The sequence below is a fragment of the Bradyrhizobium sp. USDA 4354 genome, from assembly GCF_054060315.1.
The window spans coordinates 3,760,337-3,781,415 of sequence record NZ_JBSSDC010000001.1; the positions used below are offsets into that span (position 1 = coordinate 3,760,337).

Consider the following 21,079-nt stretch of genomic DNA (forward strand, 5'->3'; position numbering starts at 1 on the left):
TGCGGCCGGCATCGACGTCGAGAATGGCCGTCTTAAGCGTGGAAGAACGGGTTCGCCGGCCGCGCGAGGCCGAGATGATCGCGCAATGTCGTCCCCTCGTAATCGCTGCGGAACAGCCCGCGCTCCTGCAGGATCGGCACGACGAGCTGGACGAAATCTTCGAACCCTTCGTGGAAGTAGGGCGGCATCACGTTGAAACCATCGGCGGCGTGCTCCTCGAACCAGAGCTGGAGCGTGTCGGCGATGCGTTCGGCCGAGCCGCACAGCACCCAATGGCCGCGAGCGGCGGCGGTGAGATTGTAGAGATCGCGGAGCGTCATGCTCTCGCGGCGGCCCTTGGCGAGCATGACGCTGGCAAAGCTGTGATAGCTGTCCGACGGCGAGATATCGGGGATAGGGCCATCGAGATCGTAGGTCGACATGTCGCGGCCGAAGCGGTCGGACAGGATGGCGAGTGCATTGCTGCCGCTGACAAAGCTCTGGAGTGTATTGAGTTTCTCGAACGCCTCTTTGTCGGTGCGGCCGACCACGGGCATCACGCCCGGGAGTACGGTGACGTCCTCGGCCTTGCGGCCGAACGCAGGCAGCCGCGTCTTCAGCGAGACGTAGCCGGCCTTGGCTTCGTCGATGTCCTGCACCACCGAGAACACGATGTCGGCGGTGCGCGCGGCGAGCGCTTGCCCGGCCTCGGAGCCGCCGGCCTGGAGCACGACGGGGCGGCCTTGCGGGCTGCGGCCGATATTGAGCGGGCCCTTCACCTTGAAGAACGCGCCGTCATGGTCGATCGGCCGGAGCTTCGCCGGATCGATGTAGAGGCCGCTTGCGCGGTCGGCGACGATGGCATCATCGGCCCAGCCATCCCACAGGCCCTTGACCACGTCGAGGAATTCGCCGGCCATCTCGTAGCGGCGGGCGTGATCGGGATGGGTGGTGCCGAAATTCGCCGCCGTCGCGGGATTGGCGGTCGTTACCGCGTTCCACGCGGCGCGCCCCCTGGAGATGTGATCGAGCGAGGCGAACACGCGCGCGACCGAGAACGGATCGCTGTAGGTGGTGGAGACGGTGGCGCCAAGGCCGATATGGCTGGTCGAGGTCGATAGCGCCGCGAGCATCGTCAGCGGCTCGAGCCGCAGCGTGTAGGATGGATGGGCGGCAGCATCGGCATAGAGATTGTCGCCCATGAAGATCAGGTCGAACTTGCCGCGTTCGGCGGTGCGGCCGATCTCCTGGATCGCTGCAAAATCCTGGAAACTGTCAACGGCGCCGGGATAGCGCCAGCCCGCGACGTGGCTGCCGGTGCCCAGGATGAACAGGCCGAGATGCATCTGTCGTGTCATGGCGTCAGGTCCAGAACAGGATTTTGCGTTCGAGGAAGCCGATCAGGCTGAAGAAGGCGAGGCTCGCGGCGGAGGCGACGAAGATCGCAGACCAGACCTGGACGAAGTCGATCTGGAGCACGGCCTGGTAGATCACCCAGCCGAGCCCGCCATGGGCTCCCAACATCTCGGTGACGATCGCCACGATCACGCTGCGCACTGTGGAGACGCGCATGCCGGCGAGCAGCAGCGGCAGTGCGGTCGGCAGCCGCAGCCGCCAGAGCACGCCGAGACGGCTCGCGCCAAAACTCTTCATGAGGTCAACGGCGCGGCGATCGACGCGGTCGAGACCGGCCAGCATCGACAGCAGGATGGTGAAGCTGACCGCCATCGCCACCATCACGATCTTCGAGCTCATGCCGATGCCGAACCAGAGCAGGATCAGCGGCGAATAGCCGACCACGGGCACCGAGTTGATCGCGGTCGCGAGCGGCAGGATTGCCGAGCGAAGCGCCGGCACCAGGGCAATTGCGAGGGCAAGGCCGATGCCGATCAGGCAGCCAAGCCCGTAACCGGCGAGCGCTTCAAGCAGGGTGTAGCCGGCGGCGTCGATGAGGATGGCCCGCTTGGCCCAGAGGCCGAGAAGGATATCGCTGACGGCGGGAAGAACATAAGCCGGCAGACGCAGTCCGCGCGCCGTGCCTTCCCAGCACGCAATCAGCAGGACCGCGCCGAGAATGCCGCGCTGGACGGCGAGCGAGGGGGAGGCGCTCGCGTGGCTCATTGCTCGGCGCTCCAGAATACCAGCCGCCGCTCGACGGCCGCGACCGCGGCATAGAAGCCGGTGCCGAGCAGGGCCGCGGCGAGCAGGGCGCCCCAGATCGCGACGACGTTCTCGGTGAACATGGCCTGGAGCAGCAGCACGCCAAGCCCGGTGGTGTCGCCGAACCATTCGCCGACAATGGCGCCGACCAGGCTCAGCGACGCCGCGAGCCGCAACGCGACGAAGATCTGCGGCAGCGCGGTCGGCAACTGCAGGCGGAGCAGGAGCTGGCGATTGGAGGCGCCGAAGCTCCGCATCAGGGCGACCTGCTTTGGATCGACCGTCTCGAGGCCAAGCAGCGTGTTCACCGTCACCGGAAAGAAGGTCAGGTAGAACGCGATGATCGCCTTGGCGAGCAGCGTGTTGCCGAACCACAGCACCACCAGCGCCCCGAAGGCGATCACCGGAATGGTCTGCGACACCACGAAGATCGGAAAGATCATCTCGCGCAGCGCACGGACGCGGAAGAACACGACGCCCATCAGCACGCCGAAGGCGCCGCCGGAGGCAAAGCCGATCAGCGTCTCCGCCAACGTCCGCAGGAAGCCGTCGACATAGGCACGGGGCGTTGCCGCCATCGCCATCAGGATGGTGCTGAGCCGCGGCAGATAATAGGGCCGGATGCCGAACAGCAGCACCGCGCCTTCCCAGATCACCGCGACGATGGCGAGGCTGAGCAGGAGCCGGATCAGCTTGCGCAGCGAATTCGGCATCGCGATCGACCGCGCAGGCGCGCGGTCGCTACCAATCGATGTCGCGGCAGGGCTGCTCACGGCAGCCGGTCCGCCGCCGGGATGCTCTGGATGAAGCTCGCGTCATAGGCCGCGGCGAGGTCGACCGGCTTGGAGATCACGCCGTATTTCAGGAAGAAATCGTGGGCGGTCTTCACCGCGTCGGCATCGATCCAGAACAGGCCGTTCTTGGCTGCCGCGCCCGATGTCATCAGGCGCTTCACCTCGGTGAGCATGAATTCCTGCTGGGCGCGATCGAGCGTCGGGGCCGCGGCCATCACGGTGTCGACGGCGCCCTTGGGGTCGGAGAACGCATCCTTCCACCCCTTGATCGAGGCGCGCAGGAACGCCTTGATCAACTCCGGCTTCTCCTTGGCGGTCGCTTCGGCCACGATCAGCGTATCGCGCGGGAAGGTGATGCCGTAATCCTCGGCGACGAAGGTCTTCAGGCTGTCCTTCGGCATGCGCGACTGGATGGTGTAGAACTCGTTGTAGTAGGTCGCGGTGACGACATCGACGCTGCCGTCGACGAAGGGCGTCACCGACACCTGCTGCGGCTGGATCTTCAGCTCATCAGGCTTGATGCCTTCCTTGGCGAGCATGCCGTTGAGCACGTGATTGGCGCCGGTGAACCAGGTGGTGACGGTCTTGCCCTTGAAGTCCTGGATCGTCTTCACCGGCCCGTCCTTGCGGGTGACGAAGATGAACGGCGTGATCTGGTGCGAGACGCCGATGCAGACGATCGGCAGTCCCTTGTCGCGGGCCGCGAATACGCTGTCGGTACCGCCGGACAGGCCGAACGTGTCGGCGCCGGTCGCAACCAGGTTCTCGGTGAGCAGATTGGGCCCGCCGGGATTGATGGTGAGGTCGATGCCCTCGGCCTTGTAGTAGCCTTTGGCGGCCGCGACGTAGAAGCCGGCGAACTGCGCCTGCGGCAGCCATTTCAGGCGCAGGCTCGCCTTCTGCGGCTCGGCTGCGGGCGCAGCCGTGACCAGCGAGCCGGTCGCCAGTGCGATGGCGGAGAGGACGAAGAAGGCGTGGCGACGGCTCAACATTGTCATACTCCAGCGGTGAAAATCAATTGCGGTAAGACGGATCGGTGCGATCGAGCTGGCGCATCAGCGCCGGCCATTCGCGTTCGCCGGGCACGAGGATGTCGCCCTGCAATTCCCAGAACTGGCGCGCGGCTTTCTCGCAGACCTCGTGCGGCGGCATCACCAGCTTGGCGCCAGCCGCGGCCGCCGCCTGCATTTGCAGCTGGATCCGTGCGGCGCGCTCGAAATAATAGAGCAGCATGAAGGCCTCGCCCGGCGTGCGGCCGACGGTGAGGATGCCGTGGTTGCGCATCAGCATCACCTTGTGCGGGCCGAGGTCGCGCACCAGGCGCGCCTGTTCGTCGAGATCGATGGCGACGCCTTCGTAATCGTGGAAGGCCTGGCGGTCGTAGAAGCGCATCGCGAACTGGCTCAGCGGCAGCAGGCCCTTCTCCTGCCCGGAGACGGCAACGCTCGCGTCGGAATGGGTGTGCAGCACGCAGGCCGCATCGTGGTTCGAGGTGTGGATCGCAGCGTGGATGACGAAGGCCGCGACGTTGACAGCGTGGGGCGTGTCGTCGAGCTTGTTGCCTTTGGTGTCGATCTTGACGAGGCTCGAGGCCGTGATCTCGTCGAACAGCAGGCCGTAGGGATTGATCAGGAACTGATCGTCATGGCCGGGCACACGCATGGAGATATGATTGTAGATCAAATCGTCCATGCCGAGCTTGGCGACCATGCGATAACAGGCCGCGAGCTTGATCCGGGCATCCCATTCGGCCGGATTGATCCCGCTCATTGCGGCTTCTCCTGCGCGATGGAAGACTGAAACGATTTCATGCTTTCTTCCTCGATCGCATCGAGCAACGTGCGCTTGAGGCGGACGAATTCGGGGGAGGTGACGATCTCGGGCCGGCGCGGGCGCGGGAGATCGACGATTTGTTCGAGCTTCACCGAGCCGGGACGCGCCGTCATCACCAGCACGCGGTCGCCGAGGAAGATCGCCTCGTCGACGTCGTGGGTGATGAAAAGAATGGTGCGGCGGTATTTCTGCCAGACGTCGAGCAGCCAGCGCTGCATCATCGCCCGCGTCAGCGCATCGAGCGCGCCGAACGGCTCGTCCAGCAGCATCAGGTCGCGCTCGAACAGGAAGGTGCGCATCAGGGCGACGCGCTGGCGCATGCCGCCGGACAATTGATTGGGGTACTGCTTCTCGAAGCCGGCCAGCCCGAACTCTGGCAGCATCTTCAGCGCCTTGGCGCGCGCCTGCTCGCGCTTCATGCCCTCGACTTCGAGCGCGAGAATGGCGTTGTCCACCACGTTGCGCCAGGGAAACAGCAGGTCGCGCTGCGGCATGAAGGAGACGCGGCCGAGCAGGTCGGCAGCATGGCAGCTCTTGCCTTCGAAGCGCAGGATGCCGCCGGCATCGGGCTCCTCAAGCCCGGCGACGATGTTGAAGAGGGTGCTCTTGCCGCAGCCGCTGGGACCGACGACGGTGACGAACTCGCCAGGGGCGACGCTCGCCTGGAGTTCTGACAGCGCCGCGACGGAGCCAAAGGTCTTGTTGATCGCGCGCAACTCGAGCAGCGGCTCAGGCTTCGGCTGGGCCTGCGGGGCTTCGATGGTCGGTCCGGGATCGGGGAGGCGGGCGGCCTGCACCAGCATGTCCTTGTATAATGGCGGCGGCCCTTCGCATACGAAAGCGGACCGCGTCGGAAATCTCTTAGCAACTCGTGTGCCAGTGCCGTTTCCCCGGCAAATCAGGCATAAGACTTGCGAGATCGACGGCGAAAAGATCGGAGAGCCGTGCCTCTCTGAGAGAGAGCAGGTCATTTCGCTGGATATGAGTGCCAATATGTATACTTGTATTGGTATTGGAGAAACATGATGGCTGATACTGGTGCACATAGCGCAGGCAAGCGCGTCAAAAATGGGCACGAAACCCTCACCGTGAGCCCCGGCACGACGCTCGCGGAGAGCCTGCGGCAGAAGCTTGAAGGGGCGATCGCGGCGGGCCATCTCGAGCCCGGCAGCCGGCTCGACGAGCAGGAGATCGCCCAGCGTTTCGGTGTCTCGCGCACGCCGGTGCGGGAGGCGTTCCGCCTGATGGCCGCCAACAATCTGGTCGAGCTGCGGGGCCGGCAGGGGGCGACCGTCCGCAGCATCAAGGCGCAGGCCTTGATCGAGATGTTCCAGGTCATGGCGGAACTGGAGGGGCTCTGCGCGCGGCTTGCCGCAAGGCGCGTCTCGCAGGCCTGGAGCGCTGAGATAGACGAGATTCACCAGCGACTTGTGGCGGCAGGCGAAACCGGTGACATCGACCTCTTCTACGACATCAACCAGGAGTTCCACGAAGCGATCTACGAGGCTTCGCGCAATACCTTCCTCGCGGATCAAACCCGCAAGCTGCGCAATCAGGTGGCCGCCTATCGCCGCCGGGTCACGCGCATGCCGAACCGGATCGCAGACACCGTCCGCGAGCACGAGACGATCATGCAGGCGATCCTGGCCCACGATCCCGAGCGGGCGCACAGCGCCATGCGCGACCACGTCAACCTGCTAGGCGACAACCTCTTGGACTTTCTGGCCGCCTTCGAGTGATGTTTCGGTCTCTTGGTATGCAAATTGCTAGACCTTGTATATCTGGCTTGCATCCTGGAGACCCGGAGTGGACCTGAAGCTGACGAACAAGACCGCCCTGATCACCGGCGCGTCGAAAGGAATTGGATTGGCGGTGGCCGAGCTCTTCGCGGCGGAAGAGTGTCATCTGCATCTTGCCGCCCGTAACGGCGAGGCGATGCTGGAGGCCAAGAAGCAGCTTGAAGCCCGCCATGGTGTGAAGATCACGATCCACGCGCTCGACCTGTCGAGCACGGCCGCCATGGAGAAGCTCGCAGCCGAGGTCGGCGATATCGACATCCTCGTCAACAATGCCGGCGACATCCCGGCCGGCTCGCTTGAAATTCTCGACGACGCCGCCTGGCGGCGCGGCTTCGATCTCAAGGTGTTCGGCTACATCACGCTGTCGCGCCTCTATTATCCGCGCATGAAGGGCAAGGACGGTGTCATCATCAACATCATCGGAAATTCCGGCGAGAACTGGGACGCGAGCTACATCGCGGGCTCGACCGGCAATGCGGCGCTGATGTCCTTTACCAAGGCGCTCGGCGGCCGCAGCCTCGATCACGGCGTGCGCGTCGTCGCCGTCAATCCGGGGCCAGTGGCCACCGACCGCATGCTCAAGATCATGAAGCGCAAGGCGATCGACATGCTCGGCGACGAAGGCCGCTGGGAGGAGCTGTTCGACAAATATCCGGGCAAGCGCCCGGCCACCTCGGAAGAGGTCGCCGATCTCGTCGCCTTCCTGTCCTCGCCGCGGTCCGGCTATATCACCGGCACGGTGGTGACGATCGACGGCGGCATCGCCGCGCGCGGCTCGGTGATCTGAGGCGTCGATGTCGGGATCTCAATCCGCGGCACTGGTCCGCAACCGCTATTTCGACGAGCTCTCGGCGACGCCGGGGCTCTATTGGCTCGGCCAGAACACCAACCACGTCGAGAGCCATCCCGCCGTGCGCGAGGCGATGCTGCGCTCGATCGAGGCGGGCGAGTTCAATGCCTATGCGCCGCCGCTCGGCTTCGAGGCGCTGCGCGAGGTGATCGTCGCCGATCTCGGCGCGCCCGGCGCAGAAGCGCTGGTGACCGAGGGCGGGGTCAACGCGCTGGCGATGATCTGCCGTGCACGCTGCAAGCCTGGCACCACGCTGGTCACGACCGACCCGACCTGGAAATGGCCGTGCCTGTTCGCGCGCCAGCAGGGTGCCGAGGTGATCGAGATTCCGATCTACGATCCCGCCTGCAACTACCGCCTGACGCCCGAGGCGTTGAAGGCGCATGTCGATGAGCGCACCGCGATCATCTATCTCGTTGACCCCAACAATCCGCTCGGCATCCGCTACACCCGCGAGGAGATCGAGAGCTTTGCGGCGATCGCGCGCGATTGCGGCGCGCTGCTGGTCCACGACTGCACCTATCGCGATTTCGCCGATGGCCACACGCCGGCGCTTCACGTGGCGCCGCAAGGGTCAGTGGTCTCGACCAGCTTTTCCAAATGGCTGGGGCTTGCCGGCCTTCGGATCGGCGCGCTCGTCGCCGCGCCCGACCTGTTCGAGGAACTGGCGCAGGCCTCCACCAGCGTGCTCGGCGCCAGCGTCATCGCCCAGCGCGCGGCGCAGGCGGGTTTGTCGGTCAAGGCCGAATGGATGAAGAAGGTCCGCAGCATCGACCGGGCCAACAAGGCGATGATCCAGGAGGCGGTGGCCGCAATCGACGGGCTGGCGCTGCCGATCATGCCCTCGCACGGCAACTTCCTGGTGCTCGAGACCATCGCGGCCGGCATCCGCCCGGAGGCGCTGGTCGAATGCTATCGCCGCCAGGGCATCATGATCCGCCAGGGCACCTATCACACCCAGCGCTTCGGCGACCGCTTCGTCAAGATCAGCACCTCGGTGCCGCAAGCCTGGGTCGAGAAGCTTTGTACACTGTTGCCGGAGATGGTCGCGCAGGCCCGCACGCTCAACGACTTGCCGCCGCAATTCTAGGGACGATGCCGATGACGACAATCACAGCGAAAGACGGCGTGAAGCTCCACGTGGAAGAAGCGGGAGAGGGCACGCCGATCCTCTTCATCCACGAATTCGGCGGCAATCACGCAAGCTGGGAGCCGCAGCTACGGTATTTCAGCCGGCGCCACCGCTGCATCAGCTACGCCGCACGCGGCTATCCGCCGTCGGATGTGCCTGACAGCGCGGAGGCCTATTCACAGGCGATCGCCGCGGACGATGCGGTCGCCGTGATCGATGCGCTCGGAATCGACAAGGCGCATATCGTCGGCCTTTCCATGGGCGGCTTCTGCACGGTGCATTTCGGCCTGCGCACGCCCGAGCGCGCCCTGTCGCTGACTGTGGCCGGCGCCGGCTACGGCTGCGAGAAGGAGTTCGAGGAGTATTTTCGCGGTGTCTCGCTGGAAGTTGCCGACAATTTCGAGAAGCAGGGCGCCAAGGAATTCGCCAAGATCTATGCTCTCGGCGCGAGCCGCGTGCAATTCCAGAACAAGGACCCGCGAGGTTGGCAGGAGTTCGCCAATCGCCTCGCGACCCATTCCGACCGCGGCGCCGCCAACACCATGCGCGGTGTCCAGGCGCGGCGGCCGTCATTCTATGATCTCGAAGACGGCCTGAAAAAGATGATGGTGCCGACGCTGGTCGTCGTCGGTGACGAGGACGACCACTGCCTCCAGCCCGGCGTCTTCCTGAAGAAGACCATTCCGGCCTGCGGCCTCTCGGTCTTCCCCAAGACCGGCCACACGCTCAATCTCGAAGAGCCGGCGGCGTTCAACGCGCTGCTCGCTGAGTTTATCGCGCAGGTCGAGGCCGGACGCTGGCTGCCGCGCGATCCCCGCGCGCTGCCGGGCCAGATCATGCGCACGAAATAGTCGATGATGAGTCTGACTCTGATCAACGCCGATCGGCTCTGGACCCGCTTGATGTCGCTCGCCGAGATCGGCGCGACGCCGGCCGGCGGGGTTAACCGCCAGGCATTGAGCGACGGTGAGATCGCCGCATGGCGACTTGTCATCGGCTGGGCGCGCGAAGCGGGTTTGACACCTTCGACCGATCCGGCGGGAAACCTGTTCCTGACGCTGGCCGGGCGCGATCGCGCTGTGCCGCCGCTTCTCCTTGGCAGTCATCTCGACAGCCAGCCGACCGGCGGCAAGTTTGACGGCGCGGCCGGCGTGATGGCGGCGTTGGAGGTGGTCGTCTCACTCGCCGAGCAAGGCGAGAGGCCATCGCGCGATGTCATCGTCGTCGCATGGATGAATGAGGAAGGCTCGCGCTTCGCTCCGGGCATGATGGGGTCGGAGGCCTTCACCGCTGAGCGCGACATGGCGGCGATCCGCACCGCGCGCGATGCAGACGGCATCAGCGTCGGCGAAGCGCTCGACCGCCTTCACCAGGCGTTTCCCGATATGCCGCACCGGCCGCTCGGCTTCGCGGTCGACGCCTATCTTGAATTGCACATCGAGCAGGGACCGCTGCTGGAGGCGGCCGCCTCTACCATCGGAATCGTCACCGGCATCCAGGGCAAGAAGACCTTTCAGGTGGTGGTCGAGGGAACCGAGGGGCATGCCGGCACATTGGCGCAGCGGGATCGGCGCGATGCGATTGCCGCCTTTGCACGGATCGCAAGCGCGCTCCATGCCGAGATCGGGACCATCGATGCCGACATCAAGTTCACCATCGGCCGGGTCGCCGTCGTGCCGAACGCGCCCTCGGTGGTGCCGTCGCGCGTCAGCTTCAGCATCGATCTGCGCCATCCCGACAATGCAGTGCTCGATGCGGCCGGTGCCCGCATCGCGGCTCTATGCCGCGAGCAGACCCAACCCTGCACGGTGATGCTGACGCCGCTCGTCGAAGCGCCGTCGAACGAATTCGATCCGGCCTTGCGGGCAAGCATCGCAGCGGCGGCGCGTGACCAGGGGCATCCCTTCATGAACATCCTATCGGCCGCGGGTCACGACGCGCGGCATCTCGCTAAAATCTGTCCGGCCGCGATGATTTTCATCCCGTGCCGCGACGGAGCGAGCCATGTCGAGCATGAATGGGCGGAGCCGGTGCATGTTGCGGCGGGCGCGTCGGCCCTTGCTCAGGTGGTCCGTGAGCTCGCCCTTGCCGATTGATGCTTGGCAGCTAGAGGTCGCTGAGGGCGAGATGCCGAACATTGTGAGCCAGGATTACCGCGATGCAATGGCGACGCTCGGCGCTGCTGTCAGTATTGTCACCACGGACGGAAAAGCCGGGCGCGCCGGATTCACGGCATCTGCCGTATGAAGCGTTACCGATCGTCCGCCAACCCTGTTGGTTGCATCAACCGTGCATCGTCAGCCTATGCGGCCGTGATCGACAATGGCGTCGTGTGTGTCAACGTGCTCTCAGCCAGGCACGAAGGGATATCGCGGCTGTTCGGCGGCAAGGTGCCGCTCGATGGGAGATTTGCTGCTGCGGTGTGGCCGACCCTCGATGCCGGAGCTCCCGTTCTTTCCGACTGTGCGGCCGCATTTGATTGCCGCATTATCGACAGCACAAATGTCCGCACCCATGACGTCTTGTCCTGCCGGGTGGTTGCGCTGCAAAGGTCGGACTACGCTGATTGCCTGGTCTATTCCGACCGCAACTACCATGTCGTTCGGGTGAGGTGTCCGAACGCCTAATGCATGATCCGTGAAAGTGGCGGCGATCTTCCGAAAACGTCATGCTCAAAAAGAGAGCTAAAACGCGATGACAATTCGATCCGAATTCATGGTTAGCGCATGCCGGCAAGAGTAGGAGGGGCTCGTGAGATGGACGGTCCGGAGATGCGGGCAAGTTTGCCGGAATTAGCGTCCAGCCACTCCGATAGCGGACAGTGCAACGTAGGACGATGATCGTGCGACGAATGCCCATTTTCTGCCGGATAGGCCCCGGGGTGAGACCGGCAAGCCATTGGTTGTGCTTAACCTGTGGCTGACTCTTAATCAGCGGGTCCCAGGTTCGAGCCCTGGTGCGCCCACCACCTTAAACGATTGGCCCGCAAGGGCTTTTTTAAATTCTTCCGCAGAACAAACCGGGTCTCGTGCGACGATGGGTCATGCCCACTTGCTGGCCCGACTGTACGACTACGGACTTGATCTTCAGTCCGCGATCGACGAACCACGGCTGTTTCCATTGCCCGGTAGCTCCGCTGTCGAGACGGAGGAACTTCTTCGCGGTTCGATCGTCGAGGCGTTCGGCGAGCGGGGTCTCAGAGTGCAACCGCCGCGGTGGCCGATAGGCGGGGCCCAAGCCATCGGGATTGACTGGCAGGAAGGCGTGCTCGTCGGCGGCTCCGACCATCGGAAGGATGGCTGCGCGCTTGGCTATTAGAGTTCGATACAAACCGTGACTGCTAGGACCCATTGCCGGTACCGAGCCGCTGCCGCTGTCGCACTGCTGCGCCCTGCCGCTGACATCTACGATCAGGGAGCCCGTCGCGGCTGATGCGACTGTCTCGGATCGCCTCGCACGGCTGGATATGCCGCCGGCCTATTGGAATAGCCGAGCGCAGCGCCGATGGTCCGGGCTGCCTCCATTACGTGAACCGAGTACTCCTTAATCTGCTTGCGCTTGATGCGGGTGTCGGGGCCGGATACCCCGATCGCTCCGACGAGCTCGCCGGAGCGGCCGAGGATGGCACAAGCGCAGGCCGCGATGCCCTCGCGCCACTCGCCATGCAGCACTGAGGAGTAACCCTGCGCGCGTGCAAGTTCGATGTCCTCGCGCAGCTCTTCGATCGTCGTTCGAGTTGTTTCCGTATAGCGCCTGAGATGCGGCCGGAAGCGCTCCAGGTAGTCGTCAGGCATATGGGCGAGCATCGCCTTTCCTGTCGCCATGGTGAAAGCGGGTGCGCGCATGCCCACGCTGGTATGGGCGCGGATATGGTGGGCGCTTTCGATCTTGTCGACGTAGACGACGTCGGTATCTTCGAGCACGGACAGGTGAATGGTTTCGCCGGTGATCTCGGCGAGCTTCGTCATCGCCGGTCGCGCGACGTTGATGAGATCCATCCGGTGAATGACATGGCTGCCAAGCGCCCAGATCTTGGTCGTGAGCTCGTAGGTGCTGTGCGGCGGGATCTGACGCACATAGCCTTGTGACTGCAGCGTCATGAGCAGCCGATGCACGTTGCTCTTGGTGAGCTTCAGCTCGCTCGCGAGGTCCGTGACCCCCCGGGGCTGCTCGCTCAGAGCAAGTGCTTCCAGGAGACGTAGCCCCTTGGTGAAAGCCTTATCCATCCATCAGCCAAAATAGAATGATCTTTCACTGCGTCTAGCATGGTCGCGAAATCCGTAACAGCCCGCGTGCGGGGATCGGCCCCGATCCTCTTGGATCGGGGCCGATCAGCCTGCCTACTGCGCCAGCAAGGCGTTCAGTTTCTCCTGGCCGTACTCTTCATTGGTGGAGTTTCCGGCCGGCGAAGGTGCACCCCAATAATCCGGGCTCCATTCGATCGCCTTCGATACGTTGTCCGGGTTGTTGGCCCAGTAGCGGGCGAGCTTCTTGTCGGTCGCTGCCTCGAACACGACCTGGGAGGGAAGGGCGACCGGGAAGGTCGAGGTGAGCTGCGCCGCGCGCTTGGGCTCGAGCCGCCAGGAAAGCAGTTTCAGCGCGTTATCGTAGTTCGGCGCTCCCTTGGGGATCGAGAAGAAGTCGTAGTAGACGAAGCCCTGATTGAAGGTCAGCTCGATCGGGGCGCCCTCCAGGGCGAGCTTGCTCATCGAGCCGGTGTAGGCCATGCACATGTCGGCCTCGCCATCGAGCAGAAGCTGCGGCGGCTGTGCGGATGTCGTCCACCATTTGGCGATGTGTGGCTTGATCTCCTTGACCTTCTTCAGCGCGCGCTCCATGTCGATCGGGTAGAGCTTGCTCTTCTCCACGCCGTCGGCCATCAGCGCCGCCTCGAATACGAAACGCGGCCAGGCGGGCATGCAGCGCCGGCCGGGAAATTTCTTCACATCCCAGAAGTCGGCCCAAGTGGTCGGCACGTTTTCGCCCTTGTATTTGTCCTTGTTGTAGACGAGGCCGACGCCGATCACCTGCAGTGCCACGCCCTTCTTGCGCTTCAGATTGTCCGGCATGGCCGCCAGCGTCTGCTTCGCCGCGTCGGATAGCTTGGAATAGTCGATATCGGCCAGGCAGCAGTCGCCGAGCAGCTTCGTCTCCTGGTCGAAGATGAACGTCAGGTCCCATTGCGCCTTGCCGGCTTCGGCCTGAGCCTTGATGCGTGGGCCGCTACGGGCCTCCTGGACGGTGACCACCTTGATGCCGGTCTCCTTCTCGAACGGATCGTACATGACCTTGCGCAATGCATCGCCATATCCGCCGCCCGGATCCTGCATGATCACGACGTTGCTCTGCGCTTGAGCCAGACCCGCTCCCATCGCGACGCACAGGGCCGAGGCCAATACGGAAACCGATAGTTGCCAGCGTTTCATTCCCAGCATTTTCTCTTTCCTCCAGTTGAAATTGATCTGCGTCACGTCGCCTTACGCGACGTTGCGAGAACAGGTCGTGCAAGGACGAGCCCGGCGACCACCAGTAGCACCTCCAACGTCGAGACCACGGCCAGCACCGGATTGAGCCGATAGTTGATGTCGCCCCACAGCATGAGCGGGAGCGTCTTCAGCTCCGCGCTCGACAGGAACAGCGTCAGCACCAGTTCGTCGAACGAGTGCAGGAAGGCGAAGAATGTCGCTGCAGCGAGACCCGGCATGATGGCAGGCAGCGTCACCAGGCGGAACACCGTCAGGGACGATGCGCCGTGGACGGCGGCGGCCTGTTCGAGCCTGGTATCGACACCTTGAAGCGATGCGGACAGGATCACCACGACGAGGGGAAGACCGCCGATCGCATGCGCCGCGGCAAGGCCGAAGACCGAGCCGACCAGATCGAAACGCAGGAACAGGCTGTAGAGCGACAGGCCGAGCACGACCGGAGGGACGATGATCGGACTTACGAGAAGCAGCATGATGGTGGATTTGCCGCGAATGCTGCTCCTGACGATGCCGAGGGCGGCCGACGCGCCCAGCACGATCGCGATTCCGGCCGACATCGCCGCGACGACCAACGATGTCCAGAACGCCCGCATCCAGTTCGAATCGGAAAAGAACTGCTCATACCAGCGAAATGAGAAGCCCGGCGGCGGGAAGGTCAGATAGCTTGCGCTGCTGAAGGAAATGATCATCACCACGATGATCGGCAGGATGAGAATGGTAATAACCAGTCCGCCCATGAAGCGAACCGTCCAGGTCCCGAAGCTCGCCGGCAGCTGCCCGAAAAGTCTCAGAAGCGGCCAGCCGATCAAGTCGGCAGCTGAGGCGCCGACACTGCGGCGGCTGACATCGGCGGCGTGACGGTCAGTCGTTGTCGGTGTGGCCTCGGTCAGCTTGCGGCCGCCCCAAATGAACTCGAAGCCGAGGAAGCGTCCGGCCACCGCAACCACCGCCAATGTGATCGTCAGCAGCACCACGCCCAAGGCTTGCAGGAATCCCTCCGATGTGACCGAGTCTGCCTGCTGCGTGATATGCATGGCAAACATCTGGTCACCGGGTCCTCCGAGCAGCGTGGGCGTAATGAAGAACCCGATCGCCGCGACGAAGACCAGCAGGAAGCCGGCGCCCATCCCGGGCAGGGTCAGCGGCAGCAACACGCGCCAGAAAGCCGCAATGGGTCCGGCGCCGCTGGCCAGCGCCGCGCGGGTCAGGCTTTGATCAAGCCGCGCCACGCTGGAATAGATCGTCAGCACCATCAGCGGCAGAAGCACCGCGGTCATGCCGAGAAGCACCGTGCCGCGATTGAACAGAAGCTGCACAGGCTCGCTCAATATTCCGATCGAAACCAGCAGCTTGTTGACCGGCCCGTTACGGCCGAGCAGGACCATCCAGGCGTAGGTTCGGATCAGGATGGCGATGAAATAGGGCAGCACGATCGCGGTTGCGATCAGGACCTGGGCAATGCCGCGGCTGCGGTGAATGAGCAGCGCGGTCGGATATCCGAACAGCAGGCACAGGCCCGCGACGGTCACCGAGATCTGCATCGTGCGGACGAGCGAGTCCCAATAGAGCGGTATGGCGAAGACCCGCTCGAAGTAAGACGACCACGACGGCCCGCTCACGCTGATGCGGATGAGATCGATCAGCGGCAGGAGATAGATGAAGGCTAGAAACGCGAGCGCGGGCAGGAGCAGCAGCGCCGGATCCTTCAACCTCCTGACCAGATCGATCTCCGCAGGACGCTCCGCCGTGGTGCCGATCGATGCCGAGGTCATGCAAGCACCCAGCAGTCCGCGGCGCCCCAGCTCACGTGCAGACGATCCCCGACGGCCGGCAGGGGCCGGTCGGCCATGTCGGTGCACCGGATCAGGAGCGGATCGCCGCCTTCCATTTGGGCCTCGATCCGCAAGATCTCGCCGAGGAAGATCGCGGACGTGACGCTGACGGCCGTGGAATTCGCGGTCGGTTCGTTCGACACGGCGATGCGTTCCGGGCGGACGAGCACGGTTGCGCGCCCGACGTCGATCGTGTCCCGGCTTTCGGCGCTGAACACGTATCCCGCACGGTTCTTCATCGTCAGTGTCGAGCCGCGCTTCTGCAGAATCTCCGCCTCGATCAGGTTGCTCTCGCCGACGAACGAGGCGACGAAGCGATCGGTCGGATGCCGGTAGATGTCCAGCGGGCGGCCGATCTGAACGATCTTGCCGGCGTTGAGTACCGCGATGCGGTCGCTCATCGTCAGGGCTTCGCCCTGGTCATGGGTGACGAACAGGATCGTGCTGCCGATGGTCTGGTGGAGGTCGCGGATCTCGATCTGGATCTGCTCGCGCAACCGCCTGTCCAGGGCGCTGAGCGGTTCGTCCATCAGCACGACCCTGGGCCTCCTGACGATGGCTCGGGCAATCGCGACGCGCTGCTGCTGCCCGCCTGACATTTGCGAGGGAGACTTCGCCGCATGCTCCGTCAGCCGCATGATCTCCAGCGTTTCGGCGACACGGCGCTCTGCGGTCGCCCGGTCGACTCCCGCCATGCGAAGCGGAAACGCGACGTTCTGGCTCACCGTCATGTTCGGAAACAGCGCGTAGCTCTGAAACACCATGCCGAAGCCGCGCTTGTGCGTGGGCACGTTGTGGACAGGCTTGCCGTCGACGAGGATTTCGCCGCTGTCGAGGCTCTGGAATCCGGCCACGAGATTGAGCAGCGTCGTCTTTCCGCTGCCGGAGGGGCCGAGGAGCGTGATGAATTCGCCCGGCTCGATGTCGATGCTGATCCGGTCGACCGCGTGAAAGCTGCCGTATCGTTTCACCGCGTCGCGGACGGCGATGCTCGATCCGATGGCGTCGCGTTCCCGGAGGCGGCCGGTCGGCGACGTCCGAACGTTTACTTCGCCGGCGCGCGTTGCGCGCAGAGCCGCGGGCTCACCCATCTTTCTCCTCCCGGATTGTTCTATATTGTAGAACATTATTCTAATTATTGTTGGCGCGGCGCGTCGTCTTGTCAAGTCGAGCTGCCCGATGGCGGCGCAATGGCACGCCGCAATGATCGGTTGCGCATGCGTGAACCTCTGCAAACAAAGGTCTTCGCCGGCGAAGCCGGATTGACAGTGCCGTCCAAATCCGCCTAACATAATTTGGAATAGTGTTCTAAAATATAGAACATACGCAGGGAGGATGACGGTGTTGAGTGAGCCTCGCGCAATGGCGAAGCACATCGAGCCAGGCATGCGCGTGGCGTTGCCGGTCGATTACGCCGGCGTCTCCATGGCCATGACGCGGCCAATCATCGAGCATGGCGCGGGCGATCTCGATCTCGTCTGCGTGCCGACCGGCGGATTGCAGGTCGACCAGCTTGTCGGCGCAGGTCTGGTCCGGACGGTGGAGACTAGCGCCGTCTCGCTGGGCGAAGCGGGTGGAGCGCCCCGGTTCAACGCGGCCGTCAAGGAAGGCGCGGTTCGACTGAAGGACGCGACGTGTCCCGCCATCCATGCGGGCCTCATGGCGGCGCAGAAAGGCAGTCCCTTCATGCCGCTTCGGGGGCTGATCGGAACGGATCTGCTGCGCCATCGCGGCGATTGGCGCGTGGTCGACAATCCGCTGGCGGACGGAAGCGACCCGATCGTGCTGATTCCCGCCATCAAGCCCGACGTCACGATCTTCCACGTGCCCATGGCGGATCGCTTCGGCAATGTCTGGATCGGGCGGCGCCGCGAGCTTGCCGCCATGGCCTACGCTTCGCGCACCGTTCTGGTCACGGTGGAGCGAATAGTCGAGGAAAATCTGCTCGCCGACGAGATGAGCGCTGCCGGCGTGCTGCCGGCACTCTACGTCACGGCAGTTGCGCGCGCTCCGAAGGGGGCATGGCCCTATGGCCTGTGGGGCGAGTATCCGCCTGACAGCGCGGAGATCGCTCGCTATGCGAAGGCCGCGCGAACGGCCGACGGCTTCTCCGCCTATATGGCCCAGGCGCAGATGGAGTTTGCGTGATGGTCGAGGTTCTCCCTCGCGAAGTGCTGATTTGCACGATCGCGCGGCTGCTCGACGGGGTCAGGCACGTCGCCGTCGGCGCGGCCTCTCCGATTCCCGCCGCGGGCGCGATGCTGCTGCGCGCAATGAAGGTAGCGGGCGGCGCCGTCGGCCCACGCATCTCCATTCTCGGGTCTGTCGAGCACAATTTCTTCACCAACGGTTCGGCGGAACTGTTCGATTGCGCGGGTCAAGGTCGGATCGATGCGTTCTTCCTCGGTGGCGGCCAGATCGACGGCTTCGGCAATGTGAACCTCGTCGGCACCGGTGACTATCCGCGCTTGAGCGTGCGTTGGCCGGGCTCGTTCGGCTCGGCCTATCTCTACTTCGTCGTGCCGCGCGTCATCCTGTTCCGGGAGGAGCATACGCCGCGCGTCTTCGTCGAGAAAGTGGACTTCATCAGCGCCCCCGGTGTCAGCCCGGACGGAGTCTTCCGGAGCGGCGGCCCAATTGCTCTCTTGACCGGCAAGGGACTCTTCCGGTTCGACAAGACACGGCCGGGGTTCGCGCTGGAGAGCGTTCATCCCGGCCACGATCTGGCGGAAATCAAGCAAGCGACCGGCTTTCGGTTCGAGCATGACGCTGAGCCGCGGCAGACTGCGTTGCCCGATCGATCGACGCTGGAGCTGCTTCGCGGCCGCGTGTTCGACGAACTCGCCGAGACCTATCCCGAATTCGCCGCGCAGATGCGGCGCGATCTTGTAGCGGCCGACGCATGAGCAGGATCAAACGAATACCGCACTGCAGCCATTGGGGTGCGTACACGATCCTCGTCGAGGATAATCGCATCGTGGGCGTCGAGCCGTTCGAGCACGATCCGGCACCTTCCCCGATCATCCATTCGATCGCCGAATGGGCGAACCCGGAGCGCCGCGTGCTGCGACCGATGGTTCGCTCCGGCTGGCTAGACAAGCGCGAGAAGAGCGATCGCCGGGGCCGCGGCCGGGAAAGGTTCGTGCCAGTCAGCTGGGACGAGGCAACGACGCTGGTTGCGGATGAAATACGCCGCGTGGCCGGCACCTTCGGCAATGCGTCGATATTCGCGGGCTCGTACGGCTGGACAAACTCGGGCCGCCTGCACCATGCCTCATCGCTTCTGAAGCGCATGCTCAACCTAGTTGGCGGCTTCACGAGACATGTCGACACATATTCCATCGCGGCAGGTCCCGTGATTCTGCGGCACACGCTGGGTAGCGACGACGCCTGCGGCGGCCGCGCCAATACGCTCGACACCATCGCGCAACACACCGAAACGCTGGTGGTGTTCGGTGCCCTGTCGCCTCGGACCGCACAAAACGAGGCCGGAGGAATCGGCAGCCACCGGCTTGAAACGTATCTCAGAAAAATCGTCGAGCGCGGCGTCAAGGTCATTCATGTCTCGCCGCTGAAGGACGATCTGCCCGACTGGGTCAATGCCGAATGGTGGCCGATCCGCCCGAACACCGACACTGCGCTGATGCTCGGCGTTGCCGGCGAGATCGTGAAAGCGGGCCGGCACGACACGGATTTCCTCGCGCGCTGCACCAGCGGTGCGGATCGCCTGCTTGGCTATCTCGCAGGCCAGGCGGATAGCGAACGCAAGGACGCCGCGTGGGCCGCCGGCATCTGCGGGATCGATGCGGGCCAGATCACTGAGCTCGCAAGGCGCCTGGTCGGCACGCGAAGCATGCTGACCGTGAGCTGGAGCCTGCAGCGCGCCCATCGTGGCGAACAGCCGTTCTGGGCGGCGCTTGGACTTGCATCTGTTGTCGGCCAGATCGGATTGCCGGGCGGCGGCGTCGGTTACGGCTACGCTTCACTGGGGGGCGTGGGGGCACCGCTCAACCTTGGTCGCTCTCCTGCCATTTCACAGCTGACGAGACCGATCGACAGCTTCATTCCGGTGGCGCGGATCAGCGACATGCTGCTCAATCCTGGCGAGCCGTTCAGCTACGAAGGCGAGATCCGCACCTATCCGGATACGAGGCTGGTCTATTGGGCGGGCGGCAATCCTTACCACCATCATCAAGATCTCAATCGCCTGTCCGAAGCCTGGACGAGGCCGGAAACGATCATCGTGCAGGACCCGATGTTCACGGCGACAGCCCAGCGGGCCGACATCGTGCTGCCGGCAACGACGTCGATCGAACGCAACGATCTTGCCGGCAACAGGCGCTCCGACTTCATCCTGGCAATGAAAAAGGCAATCGAGCCGCTGGGCGAATCCCGCTCCGACTTCGCGATCTTCGACGCGATTGCAGGCAAGCTCGGGGTAGCCGATCGGTTCAACGAAGGCCGGGACGAAATGGGCTGGGTCCGGCATCTCTACGAAGCCTGCCGCAGCGACGCCGCGCAGCGCTTCGGCTTTGCGATGCCAGACTTCGATGCGTTCTGGGAAGCGGGCTATGCCCGCTGCCCGGTCAAGGCAGAACACACCTTCCTGGCCGAGTTCCGCAACGAGCCGGAGGCTCATGCGCTCAGGACCGAAAGCGGAAAGATCGTGCTCGGCAGCGAAACTCTGGCGAGGCTGGACTATGCCGACTGCCGCCCGCATCCCGCGTGGATCGAGCCGGCTGAATGGCTCGGCAATGCCGCCGCCGGCCAAATGCACCTGGTGTCGCATCAGCCGGCCGGCCGTCTTCACAGTCAGCTCGAAACCGGCGCGTCGAGCCGGGCAATGAAGCGCAATGGACGTGAACAGGCTCGCCTTCATCCTGGCGACGCGGCTGCTCTCGGCGTCGAAGACGGCCAGACGATCCGCATCTGGAACGGCCGTGGCGAGTGCCTTGCGACGGCAAAGGTCACTGACAAGGTCCGTCAAGGCGTGCTGGTGCTTCCGACCGGTGCCTGGTTCACGCCGACAGGCAATAGCGGTCTGGAGGTCGCAGGCAATCCGAACGTGCTCACGCTCGATATCGGCACGTCTCAATTCGGCCAAGGCTGCTCGGCCCACACGTGCCTCGTGCGGGTCGAGCCCTACGCCGCCGATCGGCGCGATGCGTTCGAATCCTATCGGGAAACGCTCGTCGCGCTTGCGGCAGTCTAACA

The 21,079-nt window shown here is 64.1% G+C and carries 18 protein-coding genes and 2 pseudogenes; 10 read left to right on the top strand and 10 right to left on the bottom strand.

Translation table 11 applies throughout. The annotated features are described in order from the left end of the window. Positions 1-32: 32 nt before the first annotated feature. From ACVIIV_RS17190 to ACVIIV_RS17215, 6 genes are read right to left on the bottom strand one after another with little or no spacing between them, the layout of a single operon-like run. Positions 33-1,337, bottom strand: a complete 1,305-nt coding sequence (locus ACVIIV_RS17190) for an LLM class flavin-dependent oxidoreductase (RefSeq protein ID WP_456745203.1) — start codon at positions 1,335-1,337, stop codon at positions 33-35. 4 nt (positions 1,338-1,341) lie between these two features. Further along, a complete protein-coding gene (locus ACVIIV_RS17195) occupies positions 1,342-2,100 on the bottom strand; it encodes an ABC transporter permease (RefSeq protein ID WP_456745204.1) in 759 nt (252 codons plus the stop codon). Beyond that, positions 2,097-2,912, bottom strand: a complete 816-nt coding sequence (locus ACVIIV_RS17200) for an ABC transporter permease (protein ID WP_456745205.1) — start codon at positions 2,910-2,912, stop codon at positions 2,097-2,099. The genes ACVIIV_RS17195 and ACVIIV_RS17200 overlap by 4 nt, the downstream gene beginning before the upstream one ends. Further along, positions 2,909-3,925 carry an ABC transporter substrate-binding protein gene (locus ACVIIV_RS17205; protein WP_456745206.1) on the bottom strand — a complete coding sequence of 339 codons (1,017 nt, stop codon included), beginning with the start codon at positions 3,923-3,925 and terminating at the stop codon, positions 2,909-2,911. The genes ACVIIV_RS17200 and ACVIIV_RS17205 overlap by 4 nt, the downstream gene beginning before the upstream one ends. A 22-nt stretch (positions 3,926-3,947) precedes the next feature. Continuing rightward, positions 3,948-4,703, bottom strand: a complete 756-nt coding sequence (locus tag ACVIIV_RS17210) for a class II aldolase/adducin family protein (RefSeq protein WP_456745207.1) — start codon at positions 4,701-4,703, stop codon at positions 3,948-3,950. Next, positions 4,700-5,563, bottom strand: coding sequence for an ABC transporter ATP-binding protein (locus ACVIIV_RS17215; RefSeq protein WP_456745208.1), 864 nt, complete (start codon positions 5,561-5,563; stop codon positions 4,700-4,702). Before ACVIIV_RS17215 ends, ACVIIV_RS17210 begins: the two co-directional genes overlap by 4 nt. A gap of 291 nt (positions 5,564-5,854) precedes the next feature. On the opposite strand from ACVIIV_RS17215, the gene ACVIIV_RS17220 reads away from it, so the two are divergent. From ACVIIV_RS17220 to ACVIIV_RS17250, 7 genes and pseudogenes are all read left to right on the top strand, one after another. Continuing rightward, a complete protein-coding gene (locus tag ACVIIV_RS17220) occupies positions 5,855-6,505 on the top strand; it encodes a GntR family transcriptional regulator (RefSeq protein ID WP_456745209.1) in 651 nt (216 codons plus the stop codon). Positions 6,506-6,572: 67 nt separating this feature from the next. Beyond that, complete coding sequence (locus ACVIIV_RS17225; protein WP_456745210.1) at positions 6,573-7,352, top strand: SDR family oxidoreductase; 780 nt, start codon at positions 6,573-6,575, stop codon at positions 7,350-7,352. Between the two features lie 7 nt (positions 7,353-7,359). After that, the gene (locus ACVIIV_RS17230) at positions 7,360-8,505 is read left to right on the top strand and encodes a pyridoxal phosphate-dependent aminotransferase (RefSeq protein ID WP_456745211.1); all 1,146 of its coding nucleotides are present in this window, start codon (positions 7,360-7,362) and stop codon (positions 8,503-8,505) included. A gap of 11 nt (positions 8,506-8,516) precedes the next feature. Continuing rightward, on the top strand, positions 8,517-9,398 hold the full coding sequence (locus tag ACVIIV_RS17235; protein ID WP_456745212.1) for an alpha/beta fold hydrolase: 882 nt from the start codon (positions 8,517-8,519) through the stop codon (positions 9,396-9,398). 3 nt (positions 9,399-9,401) lie between these two features. Continuing rightward, the gene (locus tag ACVIIV_RS17240; RefSeq protein ID WP_456745213.1) at positions 9,402-10,643 is read left to right on the top strand and encodes a Zn-dependent hydrolase; all 1,242 of its coding nucleotides are present in this window, start codon (positions 9,402-9,404) and stop codon (positions 10,641-10,643) included. 31 nt (positions 10,644-10,674) lie between these two features. Further along, positions 10,675-11,174 (top strand): annotated as a pseudogene (locus tag ACVIIV_RS17245) (flavin reductase). Between the two features lie 394 nt (positions 11,175-11,568). Next, positions 11,569-11,865, top strand: a pseudogene (locus ACVIIV_RS17250) (gamma-glutamyltransferase); the annotation flags it as partial. Positions 11,866-11,957: 92 nt separating this feature from the next. On the opposite strand, the gene ACVIIV_RS17255 reads toward ACVIIV_RS17250, so the two are convergent. The 4 genes from ACVIIV_RS17255 to ACVIIV_RS17270 form a co-directional block, all read right to left on the bottom strand. Then, positions 11,958-12,773 (bottom strand): IclR family transcriptional regulator, encoded by an 816-nt coding sequence (locus tag ACVIIV_RS17255; protein ID WP_456745214.1) that lies wholly within the window; start codon positions 12,771-12,773, stop codon positions 11,958-11,960. A gap of 114 nt (positions 12,774-12,887) precedes the next feature. Next, positions 12,888-13,982 (bottom strand): extracellular solute-binding protein, encoded by a 1,095-nt coding sequence (locus ACVIIV_RS17260; protein WP_456745215.1) that lies wholly within the window; start codon positions 13,980-13,982, stop codon positions 12,888-12,890. Positions 13,983-14,014: 32 nt separating this feature from the next. Further along, complete coding sequence (locus ACVIIV_RS17265) at positions 14,015-15,805, bottom strand: ABC transporter permease subunit (protein ID WP_456745216.1); 1,791 nt, start codon at positions 15,803-15,805, stop codon at positions 14,015-14,017. Beyond that, positions 15,802-16,956 carry an ABC transporter ATP-binding protein gene (locus tag ACVIIV_RS17270; protein WP_456748758.1) on the bottom strand — a complete coding sequence of 385 codons (1,155 nt, stop codon included), beginning with the start codon at positions 16,954-16,956 and terminating at the stop codon, positions 15,802-15,804. The genes ACVIIV_RS17265 and ACVIIV_RS17270 overlap by 4 nt, the downstream gene beginning before the upstream one ends. Before the next feature lie 271 nt (positions 16,957-17,227). Between ACVIIV_RS17270 and ACVIIV_RS17275 the strand changes: the two genes are divergently transcribed. From ACVIIV_RS17275 to ACVIIV_RS17285, 3 genes are read left to right on the top strand one after another with little or no spacing between them, the layout of a single operon-like run. Beyond that, positions 17,228-18,013, top strand: coding sequence for a CoA transferase subunit A (locus ACVIIV_RS17275; RefSeq protein WP_456745217.1), 786 nt, complete (start codon positions 17,228-17,230; stop codon positions 18,011-18,013). Then, positions 18,013-18,771 (top strand): CoA-transferase, encoded by a 759-nt coding sequence (locus ACVIIV_RS17280; protein WP_456745218.1) that lies wholly within the window; start codon positions 18,013-18,015, stop codon positions 18,769-18,771. Before ACVIIV_RS17275 ends, ACVIIV_RS17280 begins: the two co-directional genes overlap by 1 nt. Next, on the top strand, positions 18,768-21,077 hold the full coding sequence (locus ACVIIV_RS17285) for a molybdopterin-dependent oxidoreductase (RefSeq protein ID WP_456745219.1): 2,310 nt from the start codon (positions 18,768-18,770) through the stop codon (positions 21,075-21,077). The genes ACVIIV_RS17280 and ACVIIV_RS17285 overlap by 4 nt, the downstream gene beginning before the upstream one ends. Positions 21,078-21,079 lie beyond the last annotated feature (2 nt).

Bases quoted from the DNA above. Each gene is read 5' to 3' on its own strand.
- ACVIIV_RS17275 (WP_456745217.1), top strand. From the start codon at position 17,228: ATGGCGAAGCACATCGAGCCAGGCATGCGCGTGGCGTTGCCGGTCGAT.
- ACVIIV_RS17230 (WP_456745211.1), top strand. From the start codon at position 7,360: ATGTCGGGATCTCAATCCGCGGCACTGGTCCGCAACCGCTATTTCGAC.
- ACVIIV_RS17280 (WP_456745218.1), top strand. From the start codon at position 18,013: ATGGTCGAGGTTCTCCCTCGCGAAGTGCTGATTTGCACGATCGCGCGG.
- ACVIIV_RS17190 (WP_456745203.1), bottom strand. From the start codon at position 1,337: ATGACACGACAGATGCATCTCGGCCTGTTCATCCTGGGCACCGGCAGC.
- ACVIIV_RS17265 (WP_456745216.1), bottom strand. From the start codon at position 15,805: ATGACCTCGGCATCGATCGGCACCACGGCGGAGCGTCCTGCGGAGATC.
- ACVIIV_RS17260 (WP_456745215.1), bottom strand. From the start codon at position 13,982: ATGCTGGGAATGAAACGCTGGCAACTATCGGTTTCCGTATTGGCCTCG.
- ACVIIV_RS17235 (WP_456745212.1), top strand. From the start codon at position 8,517: ATGACGACAATCACAGCGAAAGACGGCGTGAAGCTCCACGTGGAAGAA.
- ACVIIV_RS17285 (WP_456745219.1), top strand. From the start codon at position 18,768: ATGAGCAGGATCAAACGAATACCGCACTGCAGCCATTGGGGTGCGTAC.
- ACVIIV_RS17205 (WP_456745206.1), bottom strand. From the start codon at position 3,925: ATGTTGAGCCGTCGCCACGCCTTCTTCGTCCTCTCCGCCATCGCACTG.
- ACVIIV_RS17195 (WP_456745204.1), bottom strand. From the start codon at position 2,100: ATGAGCCACGCGAGCGCCTCCCCCTCGCTCGCCGTCCAGCGCGGCATT.
- ACVIIV_RS17255 (WP_456745214.1), bottom strand. From the start codon at position 12,773: ATGGATAAGGCTTTCACCAAGGGGCTACGTCTCCTGGAAGCACTTGCT.
- ACVIIV_RS17240 (WP_456745213.1), top strand. From the start codon at position 9,402: ATGATGAGTCTGACTCTGATCAACGCCGATCGGCTCTGGACCCGCTTG.
- ACVIIV_RS17270 (WP_456748758.1), bottom strand. From the start codon at position 16,956: ATGGGTGAGCCCGCGGCTCTGCGCGCAACGCGCGCCGGCGAAGTAAAC.
- ACVIIV_RS17210 (WP_456745207.1), bottom strand. From the start codon at position 4,703: ATGAGCGGGATCAATCCGGCCGAATGGGATGCCCGGATCAAGCTCGCG.